27 protein-coding genes are annotated in these 25,650 nt (G+C 69.2%); 9 read left to right on the forward strand and 18 right to left on the reverse strand.

Features of this window, described 5'->3' with window-relative positions; all coding sequences use genetic code 11:
* Positions 1–46 precede the first annotated feature (46 nt).
* Both DEJ09_RS08980 and DEJ09_RS08985 read right to left on the reverse strand, forming a co-directional pair.
* Positions 47–1,918, reverse strand: a complete 1,872-nt coding sequence (locus DEJ09_RS08980) for an amidase family protein (RefSeq protein WP_111088230.1) — start codon at positions 1,916–1,918, stop codon at positions 47–49.
* The gene (locus DEJ09_RS08985; protein ID WP_111088231.1) at positions 1,915–2,724 is read right to left on the reverse strand and encodes a hypothetical protein; all 810 of its coding nucleotides are present in this window, start codon (positions 2,722–2,724) and stop codon (positions 1,915–1,917) included. The genes DEJ09_RS08980 and DEJ09_RS08985 overlap by 4 nt, the downstream gene beginning before the upstream one ends.
* Positions 2,725–2,863: 139 nt before the next feature.
* On the opposite strand from DEJ09_RS08985, the gene DEJ09_RS08990 reads away from it, so the two are divergent.
* Positions 2,864–3,475, forward strand: coding sequence for an HD domain-containing protein (locus DEJ09_RS08990; protein ID WP_111088232.1), 612 nt, complete (start codon positions 2,864–2,866; stop codon positions 3,473–3,475).
* 272 nt (positions 3,476–3,747) lie between these two features.
* Positions 3,748–4,035, forward strand: a complete 288-nt coding sequence (locus DEJ09_RS08995) for a hypothetical protein (RefSeq protein WP_017887091.1) — start codon at positions 3,748–3,750, stop codon at positions 4,033–4,035.
* An 84-nt stretch (positions 4,036–4,119) separates the two neighbouring features.
* On the opposite strand, the gene DEJ09_RS09000 is transcribed toward DEJ09_RS08995, so the two are convergent.
* Positions 4,120–4,584 (reverse strand): phage tail protein, encoded by a 465-nt coding sequence (locus tag DEJ09_RS09000; RefSeq protein WP_111088233.1) that lies wholly within the window; start codon positions 4,582–4,584, stop codon positions 4,120–4,122.
* A gap of 99 nt (positions 4,585–4,683) precedes the next feature.
* Between DEJ09_RS09000 and DEJ09_RS09005 the strand changes: the two genes are divergently transcribed.
* A complete protein-coding gene (locus DEJ09_RS09005; RefSeq protein ID WP_111088234.1) occupies positions 4,684–5,148 on the forward strand; it encodes a helix-turn-helix domain-containing protein in 465 nt (154 codons plus the stop codon).
* Positions 5,148–5,528, forward strand: a complete 381-nt coding sequence (locus tag DEJ09_RS09010; RefSeq protein WP_111088235.1) for a HepT-like ribonuclease domain-containing protein — start codon at positions 5,148–5,150, stop codon at positions 5,526–5,528. The genes DEJ09_RS09005 and DEJ09_RS09010 overlap by 1 nt, the downstream gene beginning before the upstream one ends.
* Before the next feature lie 36 nt (positions 5,529–5,564).
* Here the strand turns inward: DEJ09_RS09010 and DEJ09_RS09015 are convergent, their stop codons facing one another.
* Positions 5,565–5,954: a DUF2510 domain-containing protein gene (locus DEJ09_RS09015; protein ID WP_111033259.1), complete on the reverse strand. Its 390-nt coding sequence runs from the start codon at positions 5,952–5,954 to the stop codon at positions 5,565–5,567.
* Positions 5,955–6,331: 377 nt separating this feature from the next.
* Here DEJ09_RS09015 and DEJ09_RS09020 point away from each other — a divergent pair, with 377 nt between their 5' ends.
* Positions 6,332–6,805, forward strand: a complete 474-nt coding sequence (locus DEJ09_RS09020) for a Pycsar system effector family protein (protein ID WP_146245697.1) — start codon at positions 6,332–6,334, stop codon at positions 6,803–6,805.
* 7 nt (positions 6,806–6,812) lie between these two features.
* A complete protein-coding gene (locus DEJ09_RS09025) occupies positions 6,813–7,544 on the forward strand; it encodes an adenylate/guanylate cyclase domain-containing protein (protein WP_111088237.1) in 732 nt (243 codons plus the stop codon).
* Between the two features lie 9 nt (positions 7,545–7,553).
* On the opposite strand, the gene DEJ09_RS09030 is transcribed toward DEJ09_RS09025, so the two are convergent.
* The 3 genes from DEJ09_RS09030 to DEJ09_RS09040 all read right to left on the reverse strand — a co-directional run bounded on the left by DEJ09_RS09030 (position 7,554) and on the right by DEJ09_RS09040 (position 10,066).
* Entirely contained in the window at positions 7,554–8,249 is a 696-nt protein-coding gene (locus tag DEJ09_RS09030) for an adenylate/guanylate cyclase domain-containing protein (protein WP_111088262.1), read from the reverse strand.
* Between the two features lie 114 nt (positions 8,250–8,363).
* Positions 8,364–9,437 (reverse strand): redox-regulated ATPase YchF, encoded by a 1,074-nt coding sequence (gene ychF, locus DEJ09_RS09035; RefSeq protein WP_111088238.1) that lies wholly within the window; start codon positions 9,435–9,437, stop codon positions 8,364–8,366.
* Positions 9,438–9,496: 59 nt separating this feature from the next.
* On the reverse strand, positions 9,497–10,066 hold the full coding sequence (locus DEJ09_RS09040) for a hypothetical protein (protein ID WP_111088239.1): 570 nt from the start codon (positions 10,064–10,066) through the stop codon (positions 9,497–9,499).
* Positions 10,067–10,140: 74 nt separating this feature from the next.
* Here DEJ09_RS09040 and DEJ09_RS09045 point away from each other — a divergent pair, with 74 nt between their 5' ends.
* Both DEJ09_RS09045 and DEJ09_RS09050 read left to right on the forward strand, forming a co-directional pair.
* A complete protein-coding gene (locus DEJ09_RS09045; RefSeq protein WP_051596555.1) occupies positions 10,141–10,776 on the forward strand; it encodes an exonuclease domain-containing protein in 636 nt (211 codons plus the stop codon).
* Between the two features lie 173 nt (positions 10,777–10,949).
* Complete coding sequence (locus tag DEJ09_RS09050; protein ID WP_071405736.1) at positions 10,950–11,708, forward strand: GntR family transcriptional regulator; 759 nt, start codon at positions 10,950–10,952, stop codon at positions 11,706–11,708.
* Between the two features lie 143 nt (positions 11,709–11,851).
* Here the strand turns inward: DEJ09_RS09050 and DEJ09_RS09055 are convergent, their stop codons facing one another.
* The 11 genes from DEJ09_RS09055 to iolC form a co-directional block, all read right to left on the reverse strand.
* Positions 11,852–12,259 (reverse strand): tautomerase family protein, encoded by a 408-nt coding sequence (locus DEJ09_RS09055; protein WP_071405737.1) that lies wholly within the window; start codon positions 12,257–12,259, stop codon positions 11,852–11,854.
* A 61-nt stretch (positions 12,260–12,320) separates the two neighbouring features.
* Complete coding sequence (locus DEJ09_RS09060) at positions 12,321–13,514, reverse strand: Gfo/Idh/MocA family protein (RefSeq protein ID WP_111088240.1); 1,194 nt, start codon at positions 13,512–13,514, stop codon at positions 12,321–12,323.
* A 225-nt stretch (positions 13,515–13,739) separates the two neighbouring features.
* Positions 13,740–14,852: a transaldolase family protein gene (locus tag DEJ09_RS09065; RefSeq protein ID WP_111088241.1), complete on the reverse strand. Its 1,113-nt coding sequence runs from the start codon at positions 14,850–14,852 to the stop codon at positions 13,740–13,742.
* Positions 14,849–15,718, reverse strand: coding sequence for a sugar phosphate isomerase/epimerase family protein (locus tag DEJ09_RS09070; RefSeq protein ID WP_110864413.1), 870 nt, complete (start codon positions 15,716–15,718; stop codon positions 14,849–14,851). The genes DEJ09_RS09065 and DEJ09_RS09070 overlap by 4 nt, the downstream gene beginning before the upstream one ends.
* A 3-nt stretch (positions 15,719–15,721) precedes the next feature.
* Positions 15,722–16,795, reverse strand: a complete 1,074-nt coding sequence (locus tag DEJ09_RS09075) for a Gfo/Idh/MocA family protein (RefSeq protein ID WP_111088242.1) — start codon at positions 16,793–16,795, stop codon at positions 15,722–15,724.
* Between the two features lie 44 nt (positions 16,796–16,839).
* The gene (locus tag DEJ09_RS09080; RefSeq protein WP_042539399.1) at positions 16,840–17,793 is read right to left on the reverse strand and encodes a sugar phosphate isomerase/epimerase; all 954 of its coding nucleotides are present in this window, start codon (positions 17,791–17,793) and stop codon (positions 16,840–16,842) included.
* 33 nt (positions 17,794–17,826) lie between these two features.
* Entirely contained in the window at positions 17,827–19,716 is a 1,890-nt protein-coding gene (gene iolD / locus DEJ09_RS09085) for a 3D-(3,5/4)-trihydroxycyclohexane-1,2-dione acylhydrolase (decyclizing) (protein ID WP_110864498.1), read from the reverse strand.
* Positions 19,717–19,733: 17 nt separating this feature from the next.
* Positions 19,734–20,657: a 5-deoxy-glucuronate isomerase gene (gene iolB, locus DEJ09_RS09090; RefSeq protein ID WP_111088243.1), complete on the reverse strand. Its 924-nt coding sequence runs from the start codon at positions 20,655–20,657 to the stop codon at positions 19,734–19,736.
* 8 nt (positions 20,658–20,665) lie between these two features.
* Positions 20,666–22,177 carry a CoA-acylating methylmalonate-semialdehyde dehydrogenase gene (locus DEJ09_RS09095; protein WP_110864410.1) on the reverse strand — a complete coding sequence of 504 codons (1,512 nt, stop codon included), beginning with the start codon at positions 22,175–22,177 and terminating at the stop codon, positions 20,666–20,668.
* Positions 22,174–23,163 carry a class I fructose-bisphosphate aldolase gene (locus DEJ09_RS09100; RefSeq protein ID WP_035807563.1) on the reverse strand — a complete coding sequence of 330 codons (990 nt, stop codon included), beginning with the start codon at positions 23,161–23,163 and terminating at the stop codon, positions 22,174–22,176. The genes DEJ09_RS09095 and DEJ09_RS09100 overlap by 4 nt, the downstream gene beginning before the upstream one ends.
* Positions 23,156–24,196: a 5-dehydro-2-deoxygluconokinase gene (gene iolC / locus DEJ09_RS09105; RefSeq protein ID WP_110864409.1), complete on the reverse strand. Its 1,041-nt coding sequence runs from the start codon at positions 24,194–24,196 to the stop codon at positions 23,156–23,158. Before iolC ends, DEJ09_RS09100 begins: the two co-directional genes overlap by 8 nt.
* A 190-nt stretch (positions 24,197–24,386) precedes the next feature.
* Here iolC and DEJ09_RS09110 point away from each other — a divergent pair, with 190 nt between their 5' ends.
* Positions 24,387–25,649: a DNA recombination protein RmuC gene (locus DEJ09_RS09110; protein WP_111088244.1), complete on the forward strand. Its 1,263-nt coding sequence runs from the start codon at positions 24,387–24,389 to the stop codon at positions 25,647–25,649.
* Position 25,650 lies beyond the last annotated feature (1 nt).

Consider the following 25,650-nt stretch of genomic DNA (forward strand, 5'->3'; position numbering starts at 1 on the left):
CGGGCCTCCCGTCCGTCCTTTGGTCACGTCACGCGACCCGCTCAGCTCAGCCGAGCGCCGGGTACAGCGCGGGCGTGGTGCGCGCGTGCGTCTCCTGCTCGAAGGCGTAGCCGAGGCCGATGACCGTGCTCTCGTCGAAGGAGCGGCCGAGGAACTCCAGGTTCACGCCGGCACCGGTGATCGTGTTGTCGGCAGCGGTCGCCTGGCCCATCGGGACGGTGATCGCCGGCATGCCGGTGTTCGGGCTGAGGCGCATGTTCGTCGACTGCGTGCCGTACGGCGTGCCCGACGGGTAGACGAGCGCGTCGAGGTCCTGGTCGTCGAGCATCTGCGTCACGAGCTGCTTGCCGGTGGCGAGCTGCGTCGTGTGCGACCCCGTCGGTCCGGCCCACGCCTGGTACTGCGCGTCGGTGATCAGGTCACGCGACTGGTAGGTGCTCTTGCGGCTCGGCACGTACTCACCCGAGGCCAGGATGCCCTGCAGGGAACGCGCGGTGACGTCGGGGTCGAGGTGCTTCGCGACGTACTCGTCCAGGTCGTGCTTGAACTCGTTCGTGCTGCCGCTGCCCTCGGACAGGACCCGGTTGAAGCCCGTCGTCGCGGTGATCGGGACGACGGTGGCACCGGCGGCCTCGAGCTTCGCGACGGAGGCGTCGAACAGGCGCTTCGTCGTGGCGTTCGTGCCGACCATGCTCGTCACGTAGCCGATGCGGGCGCCCTGCAGTGAGTCGGCGTCGAGCGACGACGTGTACGACGTCGGCACCTTGCCGGCCTGCGCAGCCGTCGCCGGGTCCGCCGCGTCCACGCCGGTGACGGCGTCGAGCGCGACCGCCGCGTCGGTGACCGAGCGGGTGATCGGGCCGCCGGTGTCCTGCGACAGGGCGAGTGGAATGATCCCGTCACGGCTGGTCAGGCCGACCGTGGGCCGGATGCCGACGAGCTGGTTGTACGTCGACGGCACGCGGATCGACCCGCCGGTGTCGGTGCCGAAGCCGATCCCCGCGAGGTTCGCGGAGATCGCCGCACCGGTGCCGCCGCTCGAGCCACCGGCCGTCTGCGCCGTGTTGTGCGGGCTGGCGACCAGGAGCGACGAGCCGGCGGGCTGGTTCGACGAGAACTCGGAGACGAAGCCGAAGGCGAACTCGTCGAGGCTGGCCTTCGCCAGGATCACGGCGCCGGCGTCGCGGAGGCCGGTGACCATGGCGGCGTCGGTGTCGGTCTGGTTGTCGTCCCAGCAACCACAGCCACCGGTGGTCGGCATGTCCTTCGTGTCGTAGTTGTCCTTCACCGCGATCGGCACGCCGAGCAGCATGCTCGTCATCCCGTGCTCGGCGCGCTCGGCGTCCGCGGTCTTCGCGGCGGCCAGCGCGTCGGCGTTGGTGGTGACGATCGAGTTGAGCGCGCGCCCGGTCGACGCCGTGTCGACCGTCGTGCGGTCGTACGCGGCGATGCGGTCGAGGTAGTCCTGCGTGATCGCGACCGACGTGGTGACCCCGGCGTTCATCGCGGCCTGCATGTCGATGGTCGACGCCTCGACGAGCTGGAACGGGCCGTCGTCGTAGATCATCCGCTGGGACAACCCGGCCAGGTCCGCGACGGTGATGGTGCCGTCGGCGTCGGTGTCCGCGGCGCTGACCGTCGCCCAGTCGGTGCTCGCGGTCGTCGCACCGAGGTGGTCGGTGAGCACGGCGAGGTCGGCCTTCGTCACCTGGTCGTCGCCGGTCAGGTCGAGGTCCGTGTAGTACGGCGCGAGCATGGCGGCGGGGCTGGCGTCGACGGCCGCGGGTGCGGCGGCGGCGGTGATCGCGGGGGTCGCGGCGAGGACGGTGCCGACGAGGGCGATGAGCGATGCGCCGGCGACGGTGGTGCGCTTCTTGCTGGAGGCCCGCTTCGTGGCGGCCTGCTTCGTGGCGGTCATGCGGAGGCTCCGGTGCGGTCGCGGCGGGCACGACGGGCCCGCAGGGTGATCAGGGTGCCGCCGGCTGCGAGCAGGGCGATGGACGCGGCGATCCAGGGCGCGACGTCGGCGCCGGTCCAGGCGAGGTCGCCGCCGGTCGGACGGTCGTCCCCGCCGGCTGCCGCCACGGCGGTGGCGCCGCTGGTCGGGTCGGTGCCCGGGGCGGTCGGGTCACCGGGGACAGTGGGTGCATCCGTGCCGCCACCGGCACCGGGCTGCGTGGTCGCGCCCGGGGTCGGCGTGGCCGTCGGCGCGGTGGTCGCGGCCGCGGCGACCACGACGGTGGTGCTCGCCGGGTCGTCGAGGGTCGTCGACGTGCCGTCGGAGCCGACGAGGGTGATGCCCGTGACGTCGAAGTCGACGCTGCCGACCGCGGTCGGGGTCAGCGAGATCGAGGTGGCCAGGTCGCCGTCGAGTGCCGGCGAGGTGCCGAGGCGGGTGTGCACGATCGTCAGGGCGTCGCCGTCCTGCTCGACAGTGTCGAAGCCGCCGTCCGGGCCGGTGACGCTGTCGTCCCGGTACTGCACCGAGTCGGCCTCGAGCGTGATCTCGTAGGCGTAGACGTCGGCGGTGTCCGGGATCGTCAGGTCGACGTCGAACGCCGTGCCGACGGTCACGGTGTCCGGGGCGTCGATGGTGGCGGTGGTCGCGGTGGGCGCTGCCTGGGCCGGAGCGGCGGTCAGGACGGCGAGGCCGAACGCCCCGGCGGCGACGAGCGTCGAGGAGACGATCGTCGCGCGTGGGCGCAGCCGTGGTCGGTGCTGCATGGGCGCAGTTCCTTCGGGTGGGGTGGAGGGGTGCTGAGCGGGTACTCAGTGAAGCGAAAGCTAACGGGGCGCTGTTTCCGGATCTGGCCCGGCACGTTTCCGCCCCGTTACGGCTCGTTCCTGCCGCTACTGTCGTGCCATGTCGCTCGACGTCGAAGCCCTGCTCACCCCGCCCTCCCCCGTCGCTGCGCGCGCACTGGACGTCGTGCGGGCGTGGTCGGAACCGGCCCTCGTCAACCACTGCCTGCGCTCGTGGGCCTGGGCCGTCCTGCTCGCCCCGACGGTCGACCTCGAACCGGACCCCGAGCTGCTCTTCGTCGCGACGATGCTCCACGACCTCGGCGTGACCCCGTCGTTCGACGCCCACCGGGTGCCCTTCGAGGACGCCGGCGGCGCGGTCGGTTCGGTCTTCGCGCTCGGTGCCGGGTGGGACGCCGTGCGAGCCCGTCGGGTCGGCGAGATCATCGAGCGGCACATGTGGCGGTCCGTCGACCCGGGGCTCGACGCCGAGGGGCACCTGCTCGAGGTGGCGACCTCGCTCGACGTCTCCGGCGTGGGCTTCGACAGGTGGTCGTCGGACGACCTACGGGACCTCACGGCCGCGCTGCCCCGTCTGGACTTCTCGGCGACGTTCGACGGGCTGATCCACGAGCAGGCTGACCGCAAGCCGTCTTCGGCCGCAGCCCGCCTCGACGGGTCGGGCAACGTGGCCGCCGGCGGAGACCGCTGGACGGCGTTCCTGGCGTCCTGACGCTCGGTCCGGTCGCTCGCTGGACTTCTCGGCGGGGTGGGCGTATAGTCTCAGGTTGGTGCACTGCAGCGAACCCATCTGACTCGCGCACACCAACCTCTCGACACCGACTCACCCGAGTCGCATTCCACTCGAGACACCGCTTGATCCGAACGGACGAGCTGCACGTTGAAACTCGACGTGCGCGCCCCGCACTCGATGCGTCGCGCTGGACTGAGACGTCCGCCGACACCGAGTCGCCCTGGCGCCGAATGACCAGGAAGTACAGCACCATGACCAGCAACGAACGAATCACCGTGTTCGGGACCGCACTCGCGGCCCCGACGATCACCCCCGACCGCATCGCCGAGTTCCCGGTGCGCGACGACCGCTCGCAGCGCGAGTACCTCGTCCGCATCGCAGCCGACGACCTGGGGACCTTCGTCACCCGGGGCACCCGGCTCGACGCCGTCGGCGAGGCCGGCTGGACCGTCCCGGGCCGCTCCTGGGCGGGCGAGGCCAGCCGCACCCTGCTGCAGGCACAGTCCGTGCAGGCGGGCGAGATGGCCCTCGCGGCCTAGGTCCCACCAGCACCACCACGAAGCGCCGCCGAGCACCTGCTCGGCGGCGCTTCGTCGTTCCCGGGGCAGCCCCGGTGCGACGCGTCAGTACTCGCCCCTGATCACGAAGAACGAGCCGCGGATCGTGCCCGCGAGCTTCGACCGCTGCCGGGCGAACTTGAACTTGTCGGCGAGTTCCTCCGGCACTTCCATACCGTCGGAGAGCTTGAACCCGACCGCACGCTTGCCGCCCGGTTCGAGCGTGTAGAGTACGTTGATCGCCAGGCCGGACTCGTAGAAGACGTAGGTCCAGCGGACGCCGTCGACCAGCGCTTCCGTGGCTTCGAGCGGCGGGGACGCGATCACGAGCCCCCGCTCCTCCACGAGCACGCGGGCGACGTACTCGACGAACTCGGGAGCCTCGACGGCAGGACGTGTGGTGAGGTCGTGGTCGTACTTGTTCTTGAAGTAGCGGGCCTCGTTCGCACGGAGTCCGGCGAGCGCATCCACCACCGGCGAGGTCTCGAGCCCCACCGTGGAGACGTTCACGAAGTCGACGACGTACGGCATGGGGCCTCCTCGGGCACTGGACGAGCCGAATCAAGTCCCCCATGCCACTTCACCAGCAAGGGCGAGTCCTCTATAGTCGGGAGCTATAGGGAGGTCGTCATGCGGGTCGAACGTGCCGCGGAACTCATCCGCGCTGCCCGCGAAGACCTCGGTCTCTCGCAGACCGGTCTCGCTGCCGCCGCCGGCATGCAGCAGCCCACCATCTCGGCGTACGAGAGCGGACGGAAGCGGCCGCGCCCGGAGTCGCTCCGGCGGATCCTAGAAGCGGCGCACACCCGCCCGAGCATCCCGCTCGCCGTCTACGCCGACGCGATCCTCGACGAGGCGAAGCGCTTCCACCTCGACGACGTCCGCGTCTTCGGCTCCGCGGTGCGCGGGCAGGACACCGAACACAGTGACATCGACCTGCTGGTCCACCTGACCCCCGCGGCATCGCTGTTCGATCTCGGTGGGTTCGCGCACGAGGTCGAGCGCATCACCGGTTTCGAGGTCGACGTCCTCACCGACGACCTCAAGGACGACGAGCACCTCGCCCACGTCCTCGACGAAGCCGTGCCGCTGTGATGCCGGCTCCCCGGTTCACGCCTCGGCCCCGCAACGACCGTGACCCTGCTGCCCTCGACGAGCGGTGGCCGTCGCTGCAGGCCAGCTTCCTCGACCTGCTCGCCGAGTGCTCCATGATCGTCGAGCACGGGCGGAGCGAGTTCGACGCGGCCCGCAGCCTCACCTACCGAGCAGCCGAAGCGGTCATCATCCACTTCGACGACCTGCTCGGTCGCATCCCCCCGGACCGGGAGGCACGACTTCCGTCCGACCTGTCACTCACGGCGGTCCGGAAGACCCGCAACATCCTGTCCCACGACTACCGGAAGGCGCGGAAGGAGATCGTCTGGGACGCGATCGAGCACCGCATCCCCGCGGTGATCCTGGCGCTCGTCGACTGACCCCGCCGGGCATCCCGACGACTCGGACCGCTCGCCTCAGTTCAGGCGCTCGAAGACCATCGTGGCTTGCACCCTGTCCCCGCCGCCGAAACCCGTGCTCCCCGAGGAAGCCGTCGTGATCGTGTGCAGCCGGTACCCGAGCGCAGCTTGCGCGTTGATCGCCTTCTCGAGCTCAGTGAGGTTGCCCGAACCGGTCCCGAAGAACTTCTCCTTGAGCACCACCTGCAGCACGACGTAGCTCATGCCGTTCTGTGTCGGACGCGGCTGACCACCCGAAGCGGCTTCCGCCTGGATCCGGCCGATCACTCCGCCGACACCCGACGCCGCGGGCGCCTGCTGCTGCACCTGCTCCGTCCACGCAGAACCGTCCCACCACCGCATGGTGCCGGAGCCGTCGTCGTACCACCCTGCCTGTGCATTCGTCACGCGCTCATCCTGGCGCACGACGAAGCACGCTGGCAGATCAGTTGTTGAAGCGGAACTCCACCGAGTTCCGTCACAGAACAACCTCTGGATCGACAGGTTATGTGTCCGTCGCGATTGCCCCGCAGCTGTGGGGGCAGCAGCGCAAACCTCTTCGACCTAGGAATCGCGGCCGCCAACCAGTGCATCTCGGAATCGAGACAATCGTGCAACCGAAGGGTCCGTGGTATTCGGGCCATCCTGAGTAGCCTAGAGCCATGTTTCGAATTCCGTCCCGGCGCGGTGGACGACGGGCCGCCGGGGGCCATCTGCACAACTCGCCCACGCCCGTCAGTCCTCCCGAGCCGAACCCGGACCATGCGTGGAAGACACTCGCATTGATGAACGAGTGGATTCGCCATTCGGACGCGAAAGCCGGCGTGACGCTGGCCTTCACTGGGGTGATGGCAACGACGACATTCAATCTCGCAGAAGACTTCACTCCTCGAACGGCGGTGTTCGACAGTCTGGTTGTCATCGCTTGCCTCTTGCTCATCTTTACGGGCGCTTTGTGCGGATGGACGCTGACACCACGGGTGAAGGATAAAGATGCTGATCGGGACGCGATCAACAGGCTCTTCTTCGCCAGCATCCATAAGAATTTCAGGGGCAAGCGGCAGGAGTACAGCGAGGTCCTCCACGTACTTACCTCTGATCCTGTCGAATTGACGAAAGATCTCGCAGATCAGATCCATGTCAATGCGCGTATTGCCACGGTGAAGGCGACCGCCGCAAAATGGGCCATCCGGTGCGCTCTCGCTGCAGGTGCCGCGATCGCAGTCTTGGCCCTCGTTATTGGCGCTACGAACAGCTAGGACGCAGATGGACGGCAACTACAGACGATACGACTGGACATCGAGCTCGGCCCGGATCAAAGCGATTCTGGACCAGCCGGCGGGAGCGTACGAGGAGGTTGACGGGCTGCCTGACCGGGAAAAGCTCACGTTCGCGAACGGCTTCTACGGCATGTGTTCGGCGATCTTCATCGACATCCGAGACTCCTCCGGCCTGACGTCGAAGTACGAACGGCCCGTTCTTGCGAAGGTCTATCGGTCATTTATCTCAGAGATGGTCGCGGTCCTCAATTCCGACCCCTATGTGCGCGAGGTGAATATCGTCGGCGACTGCGTGTGGGCCTCCTATAAGACGACGCAGGTCAATCACATCGACGATGTTTTTGCTATCGCGGCGCAGGCCAATACGCTCCTTAAGCTCCTCAACCACCACTATGAGAAGGCGGGGATCACCCAGCTCAGCATCGGCATTGGTGTCGAGTACGGGCGAGTCCTCATGATCAAGGCGGGGTACAGCGGTAGCGCGATCAACGACGTGGTGTACATGGGAGACGTCGTCAACAGGGCTGCCCATCTGGCGCACCTGGCAGGGCGTGGCTGGGGATCGAGCCCGATGATCGTCGGTGACGTCTTCTACTCGAACCTGAACGAAAATAACAAGGGCCTACTCCGACCGCACTGGACCTCCGGCATCGGGACGGTGTACCAGGGGAACCCCATCATCCCGCCCATGGACGAGTGGATCAGCGCCCTCGGTTGAGGATAGGCTTTAGACCGACCACCAGAACGTCGACCCGTAGATCTGATAGCCCATTTCGGAGGTTCCCAGATCAGTCCACATGTTCCGCTTTGGGTCACCCCCGAACTTCGAGGCCTCGCGCAGCCTGTTGTAGACGTCGGCAGTAATGTAGGTTGGGTAGCGAGGATCAAGTGCGGCCAGCTTCGCGGCATTGTTTGCCGCGTTTCCAACCCACACCAAATCGTTGCTGCCTCGAATGCCCGTTCTGGCGACGAAAAGCTTTGAGGTGTCGATGCCAACCCGCTGCTTGAGCACGAAAGTGCTCTTCGGGTACTTCTCGGCGATCTTCGCCGCCACGATGTTCTTGCATGCCCAGTTGATCTGCAACCCGCACCTCGCGGCGTCAGAGTTCTTCGAGCCCCCGATGAACACGCCCATAACGCGGTCCCCGTCGTAGGCAGTGACGATGCCACCCCGCGCCCGGATGATCTTCGCGGCGCAGTAGAGGTAGCTCTTGTAGACCTCCGCAGCGAACCAATCCTTGTGCCCCTTGACCATCTTCGTCGACGACGCAAGATCCGCATAGAGGACCGTTGCGTCGAGCTCGACGGCAAGGTTCTTTAGAGGAAGGTCATCGGTGTCGGGCACCTTCTGACCTGCGCGACGCTCCCACTGCTCGTCGACGGTCTTCTGGACGTAGGCATGCAGTTCTTCTTTCAGGCTCATGTCAAGCATTCTCCTCCGCGCGCTCGTCCGTTGGCTAGGTCAACCTGACTACTGCATCCTGCGGGGCTCTAAATAGGGCCTGGATATTCACGCACGACGAACCACGTGGGCAGATCAGTTGTTGAAGCGGAACTCCACCACGTCGCCGTCCTGCATGACGTAGTCCTTGCCCTCGATGCGGGCCTTGCCGGCAGCGCGGGCCTCGGCGATCGAGCCGGTCTCGACCAGGTCGTCGAACGAGATGACCTCGGCCTTGATGAAGCCCTTCTCGAAGTCGGTGTGGATGACGCCGGCAGCCTGGGGAGCCTTCCACCCCTTGCCGATCGTCCACGCACGGGCTTCCTTCGGACCGGCCGTCAGGTACGTCTGCAGCCCGAGGGTGTCGAACCCGATGCGGGCGAGCTGGTCGAGGCCCGACTCGGTCTGACCGGTCGACTCGAGCAGCTCGGCGGCGTCCGCCGGGTCGAGGTCGATGAGCTCCGACTCGACCTGGGCGTCGAGGAACACGGCCTGCGCCGGGGCGACGAGCGCGGCCAGTTCGGCCTTGCGGGACTCGTCGGTCAGGATCGCCTCGTCGACGTTGAAGACGAAGATGAAGGGCTTGGCGCTGAGCAGGCCGAGTTCGGCGATCGGCGACAGGTCGATCTTCGTGGCGGACAGCAGCGTGCCCTGCTCGAGCGCGGCACGGGCCTCGCGAGCGGTCTCGAGCACGACCGGCTCGGCCTGCTTGAGCTTGAGCATCTTCTCGTACCGCGGGAGCGCCTTGTCGATGGTCTCCATGTCGGCGAGGATCAGCTCGGTGTTGATGACCTCGAGGTCGTCCTTCGGGGAGACCTTGTTCGCGACGTGCACGACGTCGTCGTCGGTGAAGCCGCGGACGACCTGCGCGATGGCGTCGGCTTCGCGGATGTTGGCGAGGAACTTGTTGCCCAGGCCTTCGCCCTCGCTCGCGCCCTTCACGATGCCCGCGATGTCGACGAACGACACCGGCGCCGGCACGGTCTTCTCCGAGTGGAAGAGCTCGGCGAGCTGGTCGAGCCGCGAGTCGGGCAGGTTCACCACCCCGACGTTCGGCTCGATCGTCGCGAACGGGTAGTTCGCGGCGAGGACCTGGTTCTTGGTCAGGGCGTTGAACAGGGTCGACTTGCCGACGTTCGGGAGACCGACGATTCCGATGGTGAGAGCCACGGAAGAAGAGCCTACCGGCGGCGGCCTGTCGGAGCCGACCCGGGCCTCCAGTCCGCCCGTCAGATCAGCGGACGCGACCCGCCCATCGGGGGCCGCAGGGCCGTGATGCGGCGTTCGACGACGTCGAAGACGTCGGCCTGCAGCCGCTGCGATCGCCGCCAGTCCCCCGGAACCTGCAGCGAGTGGTCGGCATGGTCGACGGTCTGGAGGCGCGCAGCAGTCCCCGAGACCCGCTCGGGCCGCCACATGGTGTCGTCTCCACCCCCGATCGCGTCGTGCACGTCGGTGGCAGCGGCGAGCGCTGCCGCGACGTCGTCGTGGGTGAGGACCGGCGTCAGCCAGACCCCGGGCACCTCGTGGCGGATCGCCAACGGCAGGGCGAAGCAGCCGAACGACTTCGCGACGACGAGGTCCGGTAGCCGGTCCCCCAGGGCGGCGGCGACAGCGGTCTCGACGAACCCGACCGGATCGGCACCGGCAGCGTCGTCGACGTGCCATCGAGGCGCGACGACCTCGCACCCCGACGCGAGAGCGATCTCGTTCGTCCACCAGAGCAGCGGCGCCTGTTGCCCGTAGCCGGCGCCGGCGAGCACCAGGACGAGCGGACGTCGGTCGGTCTGATTCCCCATGCGCCGACAGTAGCCACACGCAACGCCGACGGGAACGGAGGGCGATGTCGGCACCCCGTGCGACGATCGGGACCGTGCCGTTGAACTTCACCGCGATCGACTTCGAGACCGCCAACAGCTCGCCCGCGAGCGCCTGCTCCGTCGGGCTCGTGAAGGTCCGCGCCGGCCGGGTCGTCGATCGGGCGTCGTGGTTCATCCGCCCGCCGTTCGGGCACGACGCGTTCCTGGAGTGGAACACGCGGATCCACGGCATCGTCGCCGAGGACGTGACGCACGCCAAGACGTGGGAGCAGCAGTACCCCGACCTGGTGGCCTTCGCCGAGGGCGACGTCCTGGTGGCCCACAACGCCCGCTTCGACATGGGCGTCATCGCCGGTGGGTGCTCCGCGACGGGGATCGACCTGGCCGAGCACCACTCGCTGTGCTCCCTGGCGGTCGCCCGCAAGACCTACACGCTCGACTCGTACCGCCTGCCGGTCGCCGCGATGGCCGCCGGGTTCGAGGGCTTCCAGCACCACGACGCCGCCGCCGACGCCGAGGCCTGCGCCGCGATCGTCGTGCACGCAGCCGGGCACCACGGGGTCGAGACGGTCGAGGCGCTCGGCGCGGTGACCCGGGTGACGATCGCCCCGGTCCGTGCGCGTGCCGAGAAGCCGAAGGCCGCGAACCAGCCGCGGCTGTCGAACCGGCCGATGGTGTTCGCCGACTGAGGGTCTTCGCTGACTGAGGGTGTTCGCCGACTGACGGTCTGCGCTGGCTGACGGTGTTTGCAGACTGACGCAACGCCCGCTGCGCGCGGCCGGGGTGTCACATCCCCGGTGGTATTGTCACGACAATGCCGTCGGCACCGTCGCCGGCATCTCCGCACGTGTGAAGGACCGCGATGACCAACGAAGGCCAGCTGCCGTCCGACCTGTTCATGGACCTGGACCGGTCGGGTCCCATGCCCCTCTACTTCCAGGTCGCCTCGCGCATCGAGGAGTCGATCCGCTCCGGCGCGATGCCACCAGGGGCCCGGCTCGAGAACGAGATCGCCCTCGGTGAGCGTCTCGGTCTGTCGCGGCCGACGATCCGGCGCGCGATCCAGGACCTCGTCGACAAGGGGCTGCTGGTGCGCCGCCGCGGCATCGGGACCCAGGTCGTGCACGGGCCGGTGACCCGCAAGGTCGAGTTGACGAGCCTGTACGACGACCTGGCGCAGGGTGCGCAGGCTCCGGCGACGAAGCTCCTGCAGCGCAACGACGTCCCCGCGTCCGACGAGGTCGCCGCGGCACTGAGCATCGAGCCCGGCACGACCGTCGCGCACATCCGGCGGGTGCGGTTCGCCGAGGACGTCCCGATGGCGATCCTCGAGAACTACCTGCCGCCGGAGTTCCTCGACCTGACCGACGAGGACCTGCAGGCGTACGGGCTGTACCAGCTGCTGCGCGGCCGCGGCGTGACGATGCGGGTGGCGAAGCAGCGGATCGGGGCCCGTGCGGTCACCGACGAAGAGGCCGGCCTGCTCGAGATCGAGGACGGCGACCCGGTGCTCACGATGAGCCGTACCGCGTACGACGCCTCGGGCCGTGCGGTCGAGTACGGCGTGCACTGCTACCGACCCGACCGGTACTCGTTCGAGGTCACGCTCGTCGACAAGTAGGTCGCTCGTCGAGGGGTCACGACACGCTGTCGGTGATGCGCCGAGTGGTCACGAACTGTCGCCCGGAGGCCCGGCAACCGACAGTTCGTGACCGCTCGGCGGACCTGAGCGGGGTGTCGTGACCGCCCCGCGACCGCACGGCCTCAACCGAGCGCGGGCACCCCGAGCTCACCGGTGACGTACTGGGCCCGTCCGAAGCCGAACGACCAGTCCTGCGGCCCGTTCTCGACGTAGCCGATGAAGACGTCCTCGGACGCGACACCGATCGCCGCGAGGGCATCGTGGATCGCCCGGTACAGCGCCGCCTTCGCCTCGTCGGTCCGCCCGCGCTGCGTGAACACCTGGATGACGATGACGCCCTCGGTGCGCTCGAACCCCAGGCCGGCGTCCTCGGCGATGATCTGCTGCGCCGGGTGCTCGGTGATCACCTGGAACCGGTCCCGCACCGGGATCCCGTACACGTCGACGATGGCCTGGTGGATGGCGTCGGCGATGCCCCGGACGGCTTCCGGCGTGCGGCCGGTGGCGAGGTCGATACGGACGAGCGGCATGGTGCCTCCTGGTTGCTCGGACTTTGTCCTTACATACTAACAAGCAAGCACCGCGACGTGTCTAGAACCTCGGCGTCGGCGCCCCGTACGTCAGCGGCCCGTCGACACGGGCGACGTCGTGCCACGAGCCGTCGACCAGCGAGGCCTCCGCCGCCTCGACGATCGACGCCGCAGCCAGCCCGTCGGCGACCGAGGGTGCGAGCTGCTCCCCGCGCTGCACGCTCGCGATGAACTGCGCCGCCTCGATCGTCTTCAGGTCGTCGTAGCCCATCGCGGTCCCGGCGCCGGGCTGGAAGCGACCGAAGTCGCCGTCGCCGGGTGCGACGTAGTGCGTCGCGTACCCGTCGACCTCTTGCCCGTCCAGGTACACCCCGAGCTCGTTGAGGCGCTGGAAGTCCCACCGGACCGAACCGCGGGTGCCGTAGATCTCGAGCGTGTACTCGGCGTGCGGCCCACGCATCACCCGACTCGAGTCCATCGTGCCGACCGCACCGTCCTCGAACCGGAACAGCAGCGCGGCGTAGTCCTCGTTCTCGACGGCACCGAGCTCGCCGGTCGCCGCGGCGCTCCGGTCGACGATGCCGGCACCCGGGCGGGGACGCGACTCGATGAACGTCTCGGCGAGCGCACTGACCGAGGCGATCCGTCCGACCACGTACTGCGCCAGGTCGAGCCCGTGCGACAGCAGGTCGCCGAGCACACCCGATCCGGCACGCTCACGCTCGAAGCGCCAGGTCAGCGGTGCAGCAGGGTCGGACGAGTAGTCGGCGAGCAACGATCCGCGCACGTTCGTGATGCGCCCGAGCCGCCCGCTGCGGACGAGTTCACGGGCGCGCTCGATCGCCGGGGCGTGCCGGTAGTTGAAGCCGACGCTCGTGATGACGCCGGCCCGCTGCACCGCCTGGTGGATGGAGCGCGAGTCGCTGGCGTACCGGCCCATCGGCTTCTCGATCCAGAACGGCTTGCCCGCCTCGGCCGCGGCGACGGCCATCTCCCGGTGCAGGAAGTTCGGCGAACAGATCGACACGACGTCGACCGTCGGGTCGGCGAGGACCTCGTGGTAGTCGGCGACGGCCCGCTCGTACCCGAGCCGCGTCACCGCCTGGTCGCGTGCCGCCTCGATCGGGTCGGCCGCGACGACGAGCCGCGGCTGGACGCCGAGCTCCGGGAAGTGGTCCGGCAACGCTCGGTAGGCACGCGAGTGCAACCGCCCCATCCAGCCGACCGAGATCAGCCCGACGCCGATGCTGTCCATGGAGAACTCCTTCGTTCAGGTGACGCGCATTGGAGCGCGACAACGAGCGTAGCCGATGAGGCGGACTTTGTCAGCACATGACGCAACCGCCTGGAGGCCCGGTGCCGGTCTCGGGGACCGGCACCGGGCCTCCAGGCTGGTGCGTCAGCGCGCGTGGCGCGAGGCGCGACCCGTGGTTGCGACCGCGGATCGCGCCGCGCGTCGGACCGCGACTCGGATCGCGTCTCAGATCGCGGGGACGATGATGTCGCGGACCAGGGCGTCGAGCTTCGCGTCGGCGTCCAGGAACTGCCGGAGCGTCGTCACGGTCGCACCGAAGCGGTCGAACTCGTCGATCGTCATGCCGTCCACGTCGTAACCGCGGGCGAACTCCGGCGTCGCGGCCCGGAGCGCCTCGATGACGTGCACGGGGACCTCGTCGTCGATGGCGTGCGGACGGAACGGGAACGCGTTGTCGTTGATGTCCTTCGTCCACTGGAACGGCGGCGACACGACGAGGTCACCGCCCTGGAACTCCGACCACTGCAGTGCGTTGCGGAACGCGGCGACCAGCACGCGCGACCGGAACCCACGCTCCTGGAAGACCCGGTAGGCGTTCTTCACCGCGGCGACACCGGCCCACTCGAGGATGCCCGGGTCCACCATCACGTGGTCGCGCTTGACCACGGTCTTCAGCCAGTCGTCGAAGCGGCCGGCCATCAGGGTGACGACGTGGCCGAACTCCTGCTCCGGCAGGCCCTCGGCAGCACGGCGGTCGAGGGCGCGCTCGATGGCCTCGCCCACTGCGACGACCTGCGGCACGGTGAAGGACACCGTGGCGTTGATCGAGACCCCGCGGTAGGCGGCTTCCTGGATCGCGGCGATGCCGACCTTGGTGGCGGGGATCTTCACGATGATGTTCGGCGCGAGCTGCGAGAACCGGACGGCCTGCTCGACGAGCGCGTCGGCGTCGCGGTGGAACCGGGGGTCGGTCTGCATGGACAGTCGACCGTTCCGGCCGCTGGACGCCTCGAACGCGGGCAGCAGCTGCGCCGCGGCGGCGATGGAGAGCTCCTCGACGGCCTTCCAGCCGATCCAGGACTCCCCCGCCGTCGGGTGCTCCTCGGCGATCTCGCGGATGCGCGGGACCCAGGTCTCCGGGTCCTGCTGGATGCAGGTGTACGCGATCACCGGGTTGCAGGTCGCACCGACGGCACCGTACTCGTGGATTGCGGTCGACAGTTCGCGCGGATCGGCGGAGTCGTTCCACAGGGCGGTCGGGGTCTGCTCCGCGGCCTGCAGGGTGACGGGACGGGAGTCGGCGTCGGTGGACGCCTGCGTCTCGAGGGTGGTGGTCATCGGTGGAGTCCCTTCGTGATCGTGTCGAGCTGGAACCGCGACACGGCGTCGGCGTTCTCGTCCTCGGCGAAGACGCTCGAGACCGCGACAGTGTCCTCACGCGCCGAGAAACCGACGCGGTCGAGTGCTGCCCAGAAGGCGTCGAAGTCGACGTCCGCCTGGCCGACCGGCAGGTGCTGGTGCACACGGACCGGGTTGCCGGGCGGGTTCGTGATGTAGCGCAGGCCGTGCGAGCGACGGTGGTCGTACGCGTCGGCGACGTGGACCAGCTGCAGCGAGTCACCGGCCGCGTCGATGATCTCGTCCATGTTGCCGCCGTAGTGGAACGTGTGGCAGGCGACGTAGACGAAGCCGACGTGCTTCGAGTTCAGGCCGCGGATCACCCGGAGCGCCTCGAGCCCGTCCTCGACGAAGTCGTCGGGGTGGGGATCGATGAGCACACGGATGCCGGCGTCCTCGATGATCGGCAGCAGTTCCTCCATCGACCGGTAGAACTGGTCCTCGGACTCCTCGGCACGCTCGGGGCGGCCGGAGAACTCCGTGTTGATGGTGTCCACGCCGAGGCGCTTCGTGATCTCGATGACCCGCTTCCACTTCCGCACCGCAGCCTGTCGGGCGTCCTCGTCCGGGCCCGACCAGCGCAGCACCGGCAGCACGCTCGCCACCTGGACCCCGGCGTCACGGCAGGCCGCGGCGAACGCGTCGACCAGGTCGTCGTCGGCCTTGGGGTGCCGGTAGAAGGGGATGAAGTCCTTGTGCGGGGTGAGCTGCAGGTACTCGTAGCCGAGCTCCGCGACCTTGCGCGGGAACTCGAGCAGCGACAGGTCGTGGTGGAACGGGGTCGGGTCGAGCGCGATCTTCGGCATCGATCAGGCCCCGGCGAGCGCGGCGGTCGCGCCGCTCGTCGCGCCGCTCGTCTCGTCGTAGAACGCCGGCTTGGTGACCGCGTACTCGACCACTTCGTGCGCGCCGGACTGCTGGGCCCGGACCGCGACCTCGGCGACGACGGAGGCGGTGTAGCCGTCCCAGGCACTCGGCCCGTCGATGCCGCCGGTCCGGGCCGCGTCGACCCAGCGCTGGACCTCTTCGTCGTAGGCGGCACCGAAGCGCTCCTTGAAGGACGGCGTGACGCCCTGCGAGGTCGCTCCTGCTGCGGCGAGCGAGAGCGAGGTGTCGCGGCCGATGTAGGCGACGCCGGACTCGAACACGGCGTCGGTGGTCACCTGGTAACCGAACTGGGCGTTGACGTTGATCTCGACGATCGCCATCGTGCCGGACTCGGTGGTGAACAGGACGAACTGCGGCTCGGGCAGGTCGGCCGGCGCGAGGGAGTTCTTGCGCGGCTTCTTCACCTCGACGCTCGTGATCGCTTCACCGGTGAGGAACGGGATGATGTCGATCTCGTGGATCACCGAGTCGTGGATGAGCATCGACTCGCTGAAGTTCGGCGGCGTCGTCGGGTTGCGGTGCGCGTGGTGCAGGGCGAGCAGGGCGCCGTTCGCCCCCGACTCGCGCAGGGCCTTGAGCTCCTGGTACCCGGCGTCGAACCGGCGCATGAAGCCGACCTGGATGACGGGCCGGGCGGCGTGCTGCTGCTCGAGCTCGACGATGCGAAGCGAGTCCTCGGCGCTGGTCGTCAGCGGCTTCTCGCACAGGACGGTGAGTCCGCGCTCGAGCGCGGTCACCAGGATCGGCTCGTGCAGGAAACCGGGCGTCGCGATGATGACGGCGTCGATCTCGGTCTGCTCGAGCGCCTCGTCGAAGGACGCAGCGGTGATCGCGCCGGGCGCCAGGGCGGCTGCCGCAGCGGCACGGGCCTGGTCGGGCTCGACGACGGCGACGACGTCGGCGTTCGAGATCTTGGCGGTGATGCGGCGGACGTGGTCGGCGCCCATCATGCCTGCGCCGACGACGGCGACGCGGAGGTTCTGCGTGGTGGTCATGGTGGTGTTCTCCTGGTGGTTGTTGACGCTGCGTGGACGGCGCGTCAGGAGGCGCGGGCGGCCGAGGTCGAGCCGAAGATGTGCTGGAAGGTGCGCTCGGCGATCGGGCCGGGGGCGTCGACGGAGCAGCCGTACATGTCCTGCTCGACGATGCCGAAGATGTCCGGGTTGATCGCGGCGACGGCCTCGATGATCGGGGCGAGCTCCGGGGTGCCGTGCGGCGGCTCGGTCATGATGCCCTGCGACACGGCGGTGGCGAACGGCACGTCGTTCTTGAGCACGTCGAACAGCAGGTCCGTGTCGACCTGCTTGAGGTGCAGGTAGCCGATGCGCTCCGGGTGGGCGGCGATGAGCTTGAGGTTGTCGCCGCCGTAGTAGGCGAAGTGGCCGGTGTCGAGGCAGAGGTTCGTGTACTCGGGGTTCGTGACCTCGAGGAACCGCACGGTCTCCTTGTAGGTGCCGACGTGGCTGTCCGCGTGGGTGTGGAACTGCTGGTGGACGCCGTACTCCTCGAGCAGCGCCTTGCCGAGCTGGTCGTGTCCCTTGCCGAGACGCTCCCACTGCTCGTCGGTGAGCGTGCGCGCCTCGAGCACCTCTTCGGTGGCGTCCGAGCGCCACAGGTCGGGGATCGTCACCAGGTGCTCGGCGCCGAGCTTCGCTGCCAGACCGGCGACCGCGACGGCCTGGTCCCACGCACGCTGGAACTGGTCTTCGCCCTTGTGGAACCCGGTGAAGACCGTGCCCGCCGACAGCTTGAGCCCGCGGGACTCGAGCTCGTCGGACAGCTGCGACGGGTCGGTCGGCAGGTACCCGTACGGGCCGAGCTCGATCCACTCGTACCCGGCAGCGGACGCCTCGTCGAGGAAGCGCTGCCACGGCACCTGCTTCGGGTCGTCCGGGAACCAGACGCCCCACGAGTCCGGGGCGGTGCCGATGCGGATCGAGGCGGGCGCCGCGTCGGTGGCGGGGCTGCCGATGGGGGTGGCGGTGTCGGTCATGACGTCGCTGTCGCTTTCTGTCTCGTGAACGGTTCAGCCGAGCAGCGGACGCTGCGTGGCGACCTGCTGCTCGTACTCGGCGCGCGCGGCCTGGGTGCTGGGGAGGGTGGAGGTCTGCGCGACCGGCACGTCCCACCAGCCGTCGCCCTCGGGGGCGTAGACCAGCGGGTCGGAGTTGATGTGCACCAGGGTGGTGTGGTCGTTCGCCTTCGCCTGACGCAGTGCGGCCTTGAGGTCTTCGATGCTGTCCGGGCCGGGCTGCACCTCGATGACGTCGACGCCGTACGAGCGGGCGTTGGCGGCGAGGTCGACGGGCAGGGGCTCGCCGTTCTCGAACGACTCGGTCTCGTCGAGGTACCGGTACTTCGTGCCGAAGCGCTCGGAGCCGACGGTCTCGGACAGGTGCCCGATCGACGCGTACCCGTGGTTCTGGATGAGCACGACGATGATCTTGATGCCCTCGGCCACGGCGGTGACGAGCTCGGTGTGCAGCATGAGGTAGCTGCCGTCACCGACCATCACGATCGCGTCGCGGTCCGGAGCCCCGCGTCGCACCCCGATGCCGCCGGCGATCTCGTAGCCCATGCAGGAGAACGCGTACTCGACGTGGTACCCGAGCTCGTCGCGCACCCGCCAGAGCTTGTGCAGGTCGCCGGGCAGCGAGCCCGCGGCCTGGATCACGACGTCGCGCGGGTCGGAGACCGACTGCACGGCGCCGATGATCTCGGGCTGACCGGGCAGGTCCGCGCCGGACGGCGCGAACGCGCCGTCGACGGCGGCGTCCCACGCCGCCTTCAGCGAGGCGATCTCGGAGGCGTAGCCGGGCTCGACGACGTACGCCGTGTCCGACGTGAGCGACTCGGTCAGGGCGACCAGGGCCTCCCGGGCGTCCGCGATCAGCGGCAGCTGCGAACCGTGCTTGTAGGCGTCGAACGCGGCCACGTTGACGTTGACGAACGTGACGTCCGGGTTCTGGAACGCCGTGCGCGACGCCGTGGTGAAGTCGCTGTAGCGGGTGCCGATCCCGATGACGACGTCGGCCTGGGCAGCGATCGCGTTGGCGGCCGCGGTGCCGGTCGCGCCGATGCCGCCGAGGTACTGCGGGTGGTCCCAGACCAGGGACCCGCCGCCAGCCTGCGACGTGCCGACCGGGATGCCGGTGGCCTCGACGAAGGCGCGGAGCTCGTCGGCGGCGTCGGAGTACAGCACCCCGCCGCCGGCCACGATGACCGGACGCCGGCCGGCACGGATCGCGGCCACGGCACGCTCGAGCGGGCCACGCTCGGGCAACGGACGGCGGATGTGCCACTCGCGCGGCTGCAGGAACGCGACGGGCACGTCGAACTCCTCGGCCTGGACGTCCTCGGGCAGGGCGATCGTCACCGCACCGGTCTCGGCCGGGTCGGTCAGCACCCGCATCGCGGCGAGGGCGATCGAGAACAGCTGCTCCGGACGCTCCACACGGTCGAAGTAGCGCGAGAGCGGACGGAAGGCGTCGGTGACCTGCAACGACGTGTCGTGCGGCAGCTCGATCTGCTGGAGCACCGGGTCGGTGGTGCGCGTGGCGAAGGTGTCCGACGGCAGCAGCAGGGCCGGCAGCCGGTTCGTGGTGGCGAGCGCCGCGGCGGTCAGCATGTTGGCGGCACCCGGGCCCACCGACGCGGTGGACGCGTAGGTCGCACGGCGGCGGTGCATGCGGGCGAAGCCGACGGCCTCGTGCACCATCGCCTGCTCGTTGCGGGCCTGGTGGTACGGCAGCAGCCCGGGCTGCTCGACGTGGAGCTGCTTGATGGCCTGACCGACCCCGGCGACGTTGCCGTGCCCGAAGATGCCGAAGATCCCCGGGATGGTGCGTTCGCGGACGTCGCCGTCGACGGTCCACTGGTTGGCCAGGAACTCGACGAGTGCCTGACCGACCGTCATCTTCCGCGTGGTGGTGGTCACGCCTGCTTCCTTTCGTAGGGCAGTCGTGGGTCGATCGATTCCGATGCCCACGCCTGCCGGACCCACCCGTGGGACGGGTCGTCGGTGATGTTCCAGACGCGCTCCGGGTCCGGCCCGGCCATCACGTTGAGGTAGTACATGTCGTAACCCGGAGCGGCGACCGCCGGACCGTGCCAGCCGTACGGCACCAGGGCGACGTCACCGGTCCGGACCTGCCGGAACTCGTCGATGGCACGGTCGTCCGAGGCGTACGTGCGGTGCAGGGCGAACGGGTCGGCGGCCTCGGGCGCGATCGACTCGAGCCCACGGGACACCGCCGCCTCGTAGTAGTAGATCTCCTCGAGGTTCGACTCAGAACCGGGCACGTTCGTGTCGTGCTTGTGGGGCGGGTACGACGACCAGTTGCCGGCCGGCGTGATCACTTCGCACACGATGAACTTGACAGCGTCGAGCGCGGCCGGGGTGCCGAAGTTGTGCACCTGGCGGCTCGACTGCCCGGCGCCGCGGAGTTCCACGGGCACGTCCGGCCGGGCCACGTAGGTGGTCGGCTTGAAGGTGTCGGTGGGGGCTTCCGCGACGGCGAACCGGCCGCTGCCGGTGATGGTGGCCGTGGAGCCCGAGCCCAGGTACAGGACGTCGGTGGGGCCGTCGAAGACGCTCCCCCGACCCTGCAGGGTCTGCTCGCCGTCACCGGCAGCGCCCGAGTGGGTCACGTGGAACGACCCGGCGAGCGGCACGACGATGCGCTCCACGGCGTCGGCCGGGAGGCGCAGCTCGCCCCCGTCGGTCAGCGCGCCGGTCCGGAGCCCGGTGTGCGCCCACCCCTCGATGCGACCGTCGACCACGTCGGTCCAGCCCGCCTCGGGCCGGGAGCCCGCCGGGATGAACCACTGGTCGTGCTGGTGCTGTTCGTTCGCCATGCCGCGGGTCAGTTGTTCGACGGGAAGCCGAGGTTGATGCCGCCGTGCGACGGGTCGAGCCAGCGGCTCGTGATCGCCTTCTGGCGGGTGAAGAAGCTCACGCCGTCGGCCCCGTACGCCTTGTGGTCACCGAACAGCGAGTTCTTCCAGCCACCGAACGAGTAGTAGGCGACGGGCACCGGGATCGGGACGTTGATGCCGATCATGCCGACCTGCACGTCGCGCTGGAACCGTCGGGCGGCGCCACCGTCGTTCGTGAAGATGGCGGTGCCGTTGCCGTACGCGCCGGAGTTGATGAGCTCGAGGCCCTCTTCGTAGGTGGCGACCCGCACGACGCTCAGCACCGGACCGAAGATCTCCTCGGTGTAGACGCGGCTGGTGGTGGGCACCTGGTCGATCAGCGTCGGGCCCAGCCAGAAGCCGTTCTCGTCGCCGTCGGGTCGGACGGTGCGGCCGTCCACCACAACCACCGCACCGTCCTGCTCTGCGACCTCGATGTACGAGGCGACCTTGTCACGGTGCTGCTTCGTGACGAGCGGGCCCATGTCGCACCCGCGACGACCGTCGCCGATGCGCAGGGTCGCCGCGCGGTCCTTGATCTTCTGGATGAGCTCGTCGGCCACCGGCTCGACGGCGACGACGACCGAGATCGCCATGCAGCGTTCACCGGCCGAACCGAAGCCGGCGTTGATCGCGTTGTCGGCGACCAGGTCGAGGTCGGCGTCCGGCAGGACGAGCATGTGGTTCTTCGCGCCGCCGAGGGCCTGCACGCGCTTGCCGTGCTTGGTACCGGTCTCGTAGACGTACTGCGCGATGGGCGTGGAGCCGACGAACGAGATCGACTCGACGTCGTCGCTGGTGAGCAGACCGTCGACGGACAGCTTGTCGCCGTTGAGCACGTTGAAGACGCCGTCGGGCAGCCCGGCCTCCTTGAACTTCTCGGCGAGCCAGATGGCGGCCGACGGGTCCTTCTCGCTCGGCTTCAGCACGACGGTGTTGCCCGCGGCGATCGCGATCGGCAGGAACCAGAGCGGCACCATCGCCGGGAAGTTGAAGGGGCTGATGATGCCCACGACGCCGAGCGGCTGGCGGATCGAGTAGACGTCGATGCCGGTCGAGACCTGGTCGGAGAACTCGCCCTTCATCAGGCTCGGGATGTTGGTGGCGAGCTCCACGACCTCTTGCCCGCGGGCGATCTCGCCCATGGCGTCGTCGATGACCTTGCCGTGCTCGCTCGTGATGATCTCGGCCAGCTCGGCCTTGTCGCGGTTCAGGATCTCGCGGAACGAGAACAGGATCGCCTGGCGCTTGGCCAGCGACAGGTTGCTCCAGCCGGGGAACGCCGCCTTGGCGCTGCCGATGGCCGCCTGGATCTCGGACTCGTCGGCCAGCGCGACCTGCTTGGTCGCGACGCCGAGCGCCGGGTCGTACACGGGGGCGGTGTTGCCCGACGCGGATTCGACGCGCTTGCCGTCGATCCAGTGCCCGACGGTGGTGGTGGTCGTGTCGGTGAGCGTCATGCGTTGCTTCCTTCCGAGATGGACGAGTCCATGGTGGTGGCGCCCGCGAGCCGAGCGGCTGGGTCGTGGGCATCTGTGGAGAACCCGCCCCGGGCCTCCTGGCTGTGGACGAGACCGGCGGCGACGTCCACGGCGGCGGCGACGTCGCCGTCCGAGGGGTAGAGCAGGGTGCGTCCGACGACCAGGCCGCGGACGCCGGGCAGGGCCAGGGCGTCAGCCCACTTGGCGTACGTCTCCAGCGGGCGCGAAGCCGGGTCGCCGCCGAGCAGCAGCGTCGGCAGCGTCGTCGCGGCCATCACGCGCTCCATGTCGTCGACGACGGGGATCTTGAGCCAGCTGTAGGCGCTGGATTCGCCGAGTCCCGCAGCGATCGCCATCGAGGTGATCACGGCGTCGGCCGACAGGTCGTTGACGACCCGGCCGTCCCGCCACTCGGACATGAACGGCTCGAGCATGATCGGCAGCTGGAGCGCCGCGGCCTCGCTGACGGCGCGGGCCGTGGCCTCGAGCGTCGGCGCGGTGCCCGAGTCCTCCAGGGCGATGCGCACCAGCAGCTTGGCGAAGTCGAGCCCGGAGTCCTTGATCGCCTGCGCCGAGTACGCCGTGTACCGGTCGTCCATCTCGAAGGTCGCGCCGCGGAGTCCACCGCGGTTCATCGACCCGACGACGACCTTGCCGTCGAGGGCGCCGAGCAGCGCGAGGTCCTCGAGGATGTCGGGGGTGCCGAGCACGCCGTCGACCCCCGGCCGGCCGAGGGCCGTGACGAGCCGCTCGAGCAGGTCGTAGCGGTCCGCCATCGCGGACTCGTCGTCGCGCACCGCCAGCGCACCGCGTGCGGGGTGGTCGGCGGCGACGATGAAGAGCTTGCCGTCGTCGGCGAGCAGGGAGCGCTTGCGGCGGGCGTCGAGCGTGGCACGCACCAGGTCCGGCTGGCCGGCACGGATGTCGCGGAGGCGCTGGAAGTCAGCGGGGCTGAGCTCAGGCATGGGTCTTCTCCTCGGTGTGCGTCTCACCCGTGTGCGTCGCACCCGTGTGCGTCGTGCCCTCGGCCGGGTTGTCGGTCAGGAACTGCTCGATCTCGTCGCTCGTCGGCATCGCCGTCGAGCATTCGAACCGCGTCGCGACGATCGCGCCGGCGGCGTTGCAGAACGCCAGGATCCGCTCGAGGCTCCAGCCCTGCAGCAGCCCGTGGGTCAGCGCGCCGCCGAAGCCGTCGCCCGAGCCGAGCCCGTTCACGACGTCGATGTGGTGCGGACGGAACTCGACGAACTCGTCGCGGGTCTTCGCCAGCACGCCCTTCGGCCCCTGCTTGACGATCGCGATCTCGACACCGCGGTCGAGCAGCGCGTCGGCGGCGCGGACCGGGTCGGTCTCACCGACCGCGACCTCGCACTCCTCGCGATTGCCGACGGCGACGGTGGCGTGCTCGAGGGCGATCGCGACCTCGCGCGTCGCGGCCTCGGGGCTCGACCAGAACATCGACCGGTAGTCCAGGTCCAAGACGGTGTGGGTCTTCGTGCTGTTCTGCGCGGCGGACCGGGCTTCGTACGCCACGTGGTGCGCCTGTCGGCTCGGCTCCTCGCTGAGCCCGGTCACCGTGGTCCAGAAGATCTTCGCGCGCTCGATCTCGTGCAGCGGCAGGGACTTCGCCGTGATCATCAGGTCCGGCGCCTTCGGGGCCCGGTAGAAGTAGAGCGGGAAGTCGTCCGGCGGGAAGATCTCACAGAAGGCGACGGGGGTGTTCAGCCCCTCCACCGTCTCGACGAACGCGTTCGCGACCCCGTACTCGGGCAGCGTGCGGGCGATGTACCGGCCGAAGGGGTCGTTGCCCGTCCGGGTGATGACCGCGGCGTCCGCGCCGTGTCGAGCAGCGGCGATGGCGACGTTGGTGGCGCTGCCGCCGACGGACTTCGAGAAGGTCGAGACGTCCTCGAGCGGGCCGGTCTGCTGCGGGTAGATGTCGACGCTGACGCGTCCCATCGTGATCACGTCGTAGGCGTGGGGAGCTTGGTTCGTCATGCGACGCGGTGGACCTTCCGTGCGGCTTCATCGGCGGACGATCACGACTGTACACCCTGTTTGCCCTAATGTCATGACATGGATTCCGCGGTCCGTCACGTTGGTCCCGTGGCGCTGGTCACGCTGGTTCTGCGGGGCGCGCCGGAGTGCCGGGAGGCGCGGTGTCGGTGGGTTCTGCCAGGGTCGCGACATGCAGATCCTCGCCCTGGTCATCGGTCTCGTGATCGGCATCGCCGTCGGTGCGGTCGTCGCCTGGTCGCTCGCCCGCTCGCGCGCGGGCATCGACGCCGCGTCGTCCCGTGCGACGGCCGAGGCGCTCCGCGGCCAGCTCGAGGCGGTGCGGCGCGACGCCGAGGAACGCCTCGACGCCCAGGACACGCAGTACCGCCGCCAGGTCGACTCGCTCGAGCGGCGCTCCGCCGAGCTCGAGCACCTGGTACAGCGCATGCACGGCGTCGACGCGGCACGGAACCAGAACGAGTCGAAGGTGCTCTCCGCGCTCAGCCCCGTGGCGCAGACGCTCGACGTGATGCGCACGAAGATCGCCGAGCTCGAGCAGTCGCGGAGCGAGCAGTACGGTGCGCTGTCGGCGCAGCTCCGATCGGCCGCCGAGTCGGAAGAGCGCCTGCGCGCCACCGCCGACACCCTGGCCAGCGCCCTGTCGTCGAACAGCACGCGCGGCGTCTGGGGCGAGACGCAGCTGCGCAACGTGGTCGAGGCCGCCGGGCTGCTCGAACGTGTCGACTTCGACGTGCAGTCCTCCGTCACCACCGCCGTCGGCTCCGCCCGCCCGGACATGGTCGTGCACCTGCCCGGCGGCAAGACCATCGCCGTCGACGCCAAGGTGCCGTTCAGCGCCTACCTGCAGGCCGCCGAGATCCCGGCGACCGCCACCGGTGCCGAGGCAGCCCGACGCGACCAGCTCATCGCCCAGCACGTCAAGGCGCTCCGAGCGCACGTCGACGCCCTTGCCGCACGGGAGTACTGGACCGGCTACGACGCCTCCCCCGAGCTCACCGTCGCCTTCATCCCGTCGGAGTCGCTCATCTCGAGCGCCCTCGCCGCCGACCCCGGCCTGCTCGACCACGCCTTCCGCAAGCGCATCGCCCTCGCCTCACCCGTGACCCTGTGGTCCGTGCTCAAGACCGTGGCGTTCTCGTGGCAGCAGGACGTCGTCTCGCAAGAGGCCCACGAGCTCTTCAAGGTGTCCCGCGAGCTCTACGGCCGGCTGTCCACGATGGCCGGGCACGTCGACAAGCTCGGCCGCTCGATCCGCGGTTCGGTCGTCGACTACAACCGCTTCGTCGGGTCGCTCGAACGCCAGGTCCTGCCGAGTGCCCGTCGGCTGTCGCTGCTCGACGAGTCAAAGGTGATCGCCGACCCGTCCTCGATCGAGGACGAGCCGCGGCTGCTCACGGCGCCGGAGCTCGTCGGCGCCGTCGACGAGGACTGAG

Origin of the sequence: Curtobacterium sp. MCLR17_055 (genome assembly GCF_003234305.1) — a bacterium.
Classification (GTDB): domain Bacteria; phylum Actinomycetota; class Actinomycetes; order Actinomycetales; family Microbacteriaceae; genus Curtobacterium; species Curtobacterium flaccumfaciens.

What these genes read in the sequence shown, in the direction of transcription:
- DEJ09_RS08980 (WP_111088230.1), bottom strand. Translation starts at nt 1,918, where the DNA reads ATGACCGCCACGAAGCAGGCCGCCACGAAGCGGGCCTCCAGCAAGAAG.
- DEJ09_RS08985 (WP_111088231.1), bottom strand. Translation starts at nt 2,724, where the DNA reads ATGCAGCACCGACCACGGCTGCGCCCACGCGCGACGATCGTCTCCTCG.
- DEJ09_RS08990 (WP_111088232.1), top strand. Translation starts at nt 2,864, where the DNA reads ATGTCGCTCGACGTCGAAGCCCTGCTCACCCCGCCCTCCCCCGTCGCT.
- DEJ09_RS08995 (WP_017887091.1), top strand. Translation starts at nt 3,748, where the DNA reads ATGACCAGCAACGAACGAATCACCGTGTTCGGGACCGCACTCGCGGCC.
- DEJ09_RS09000 (WP_111088233.1), bottom strand. Translation starts at nt 4,584, where the DNA reads ATGCCGTACGTCGTCGACTTCGTGAACGTCTCCACGGTGGGGCTCGAG.
- DEJ09_RS09005 (WP_111088234.1), top strand. Translation starts at nt 4,684, where the DNA reads ATGCGGGTCGAACGTGCCGCGGAACTCATCCGCGCTGCCCGCGAAGAC.
- DEJ09_RS09010 (WP_111088235.1), top strand. Translation starts at nt 5,148, where the DNA reads ATGCCGGCTCCCCGGTTCACGCCTCGGCCCCGCAACGACCGTGACCCT.
- DEJ09_RS09020 (WP_146245697.1), top strand. Translation starts at nt 6,332, where the DNA reads ATGAACGAGTGGATTCGCCATTCGGACGCGAAAGCCGGCGTGACGCTG.
- DEJ09_RS09025 (WP_111088237.1), top strand. Translation starts at nt 6,813, where the DNA reads ATGGACGGCAACTACAGACGATACGACTGGACATCGAGCTCGGCCCGG.
- DEJ09_RS09030 (WP_111088262.1), bottom strand. Translation starts at nt 8,249, where the DNA reads ATGAGCCTGAAAGAAGAACTGCATGCCTACGTCCAGAAGACCGTCGAC.
- DEJ09_RS09040 (WP_111088239.1), bottom strand. Translation starts at nt 10,066, where the DNA reads ATGGGGAATCAGACCGACCGACGTCCGCTCGTCCTGGTGCTCGCCGGC.
- DEJ09_RS09050 (WP_071405736.1), top strand. Translation starts at nt 10,950, where the DNA reads ATGACCAACGAAGGCCAGCTGCCGTCCGACCTGTTCATGGACCTGGAC.
- DEJ09_RS09055 (WP_071405737.1), bottom strand. Translation starts at nt 12,259, where the DNA reads ATGCCGCTCGTCCGTATCGACCTCGCCACCGGCCGCACGCCGGAAGCC.
- DEJ09_RS09060 (WP_111088240.1), bottom strand. Translation starts at nt 13,514, where the DNA reads ATGGACAGCATCGGCGTCGGGCTGATCTCGGTCGGCTGGATGGGGCGG.
- DEJ09_RS09065 (WP_111088241.1), bottom strand. Translation starts at nt 14,852, where the DNA reads ATGACCACCACCCTCGAGACGCAGGCGTCCACCGACGCCGACTCCCGT.
- DEJ09_RS09070 (WP_110864413.1), bottom strand. Translation starts at nt 15,718, where the DNA reads ATGCCGAAGATCGCGCTCGACCCGACCCCGTTCCACCACGACCTGTCG.
- DEJ09_RS09075 (WP_111088242.1), bottom strand. Translation starts at nt 16,795, where the DNA reads ATGACCACCACGCAGAACCTCCGCGTCGCCGTCGTCGGCGCAGGCATG.
- DEJ09_RS09080 (WP_042539399.1), bottom strand. Translation starts at nt 17,793, where the DNA reads ATGACCGACACCGCCACCCCCATCGGCAGCCCCGCCACCGACGCGGCG.
- iolD (WP_110864498.1), bottom strand. Translation starts at nt 19,716, where the DNA reads ATGACGGTCGGTCAGGCACTCGTCGAGTTCCTGGCCAACCAGTGGACC.
- iolB (WP_111088243.1), bottom strand. Translation starts at nt 20,657, where the DNA reads ATGGCGAACGAACAGCACCAGCACGACCAGTGGTTCATCCCGGCGGGC.
- DEJ09_RS09095 (WP_110864410.1), bottom strand. Translation starts at nt 22,177, where the DNA reads ATGACGCTCACCGACACGACCACCACCACCGTCGGGCACTGGATCGAC.
- DEJ09_RS09100 (WP_035807563.1), bottom strand. Translation starts at nt 23,163, where the DNA reads ATGCCTGAGCTCAGCCCCGCTGACTTCCAGCGCCTCCGCGACATCCGT.
- iolC (WP_110864409.1), bottom strand. Translation starts at nt 24,196, where the DNA reads ATGACGAACCAAGCTCCCCACGCCTACGACGTGATCACGATGGGACGC.
- DEJ09_RS09110 (WP_111088244.1), top strand. Translation starts at nt 24,387, where the DNA reads ATGCAGATCCTCGCCCTGGTCATCGGTCTCGTGATCGGCATCGCCGTC.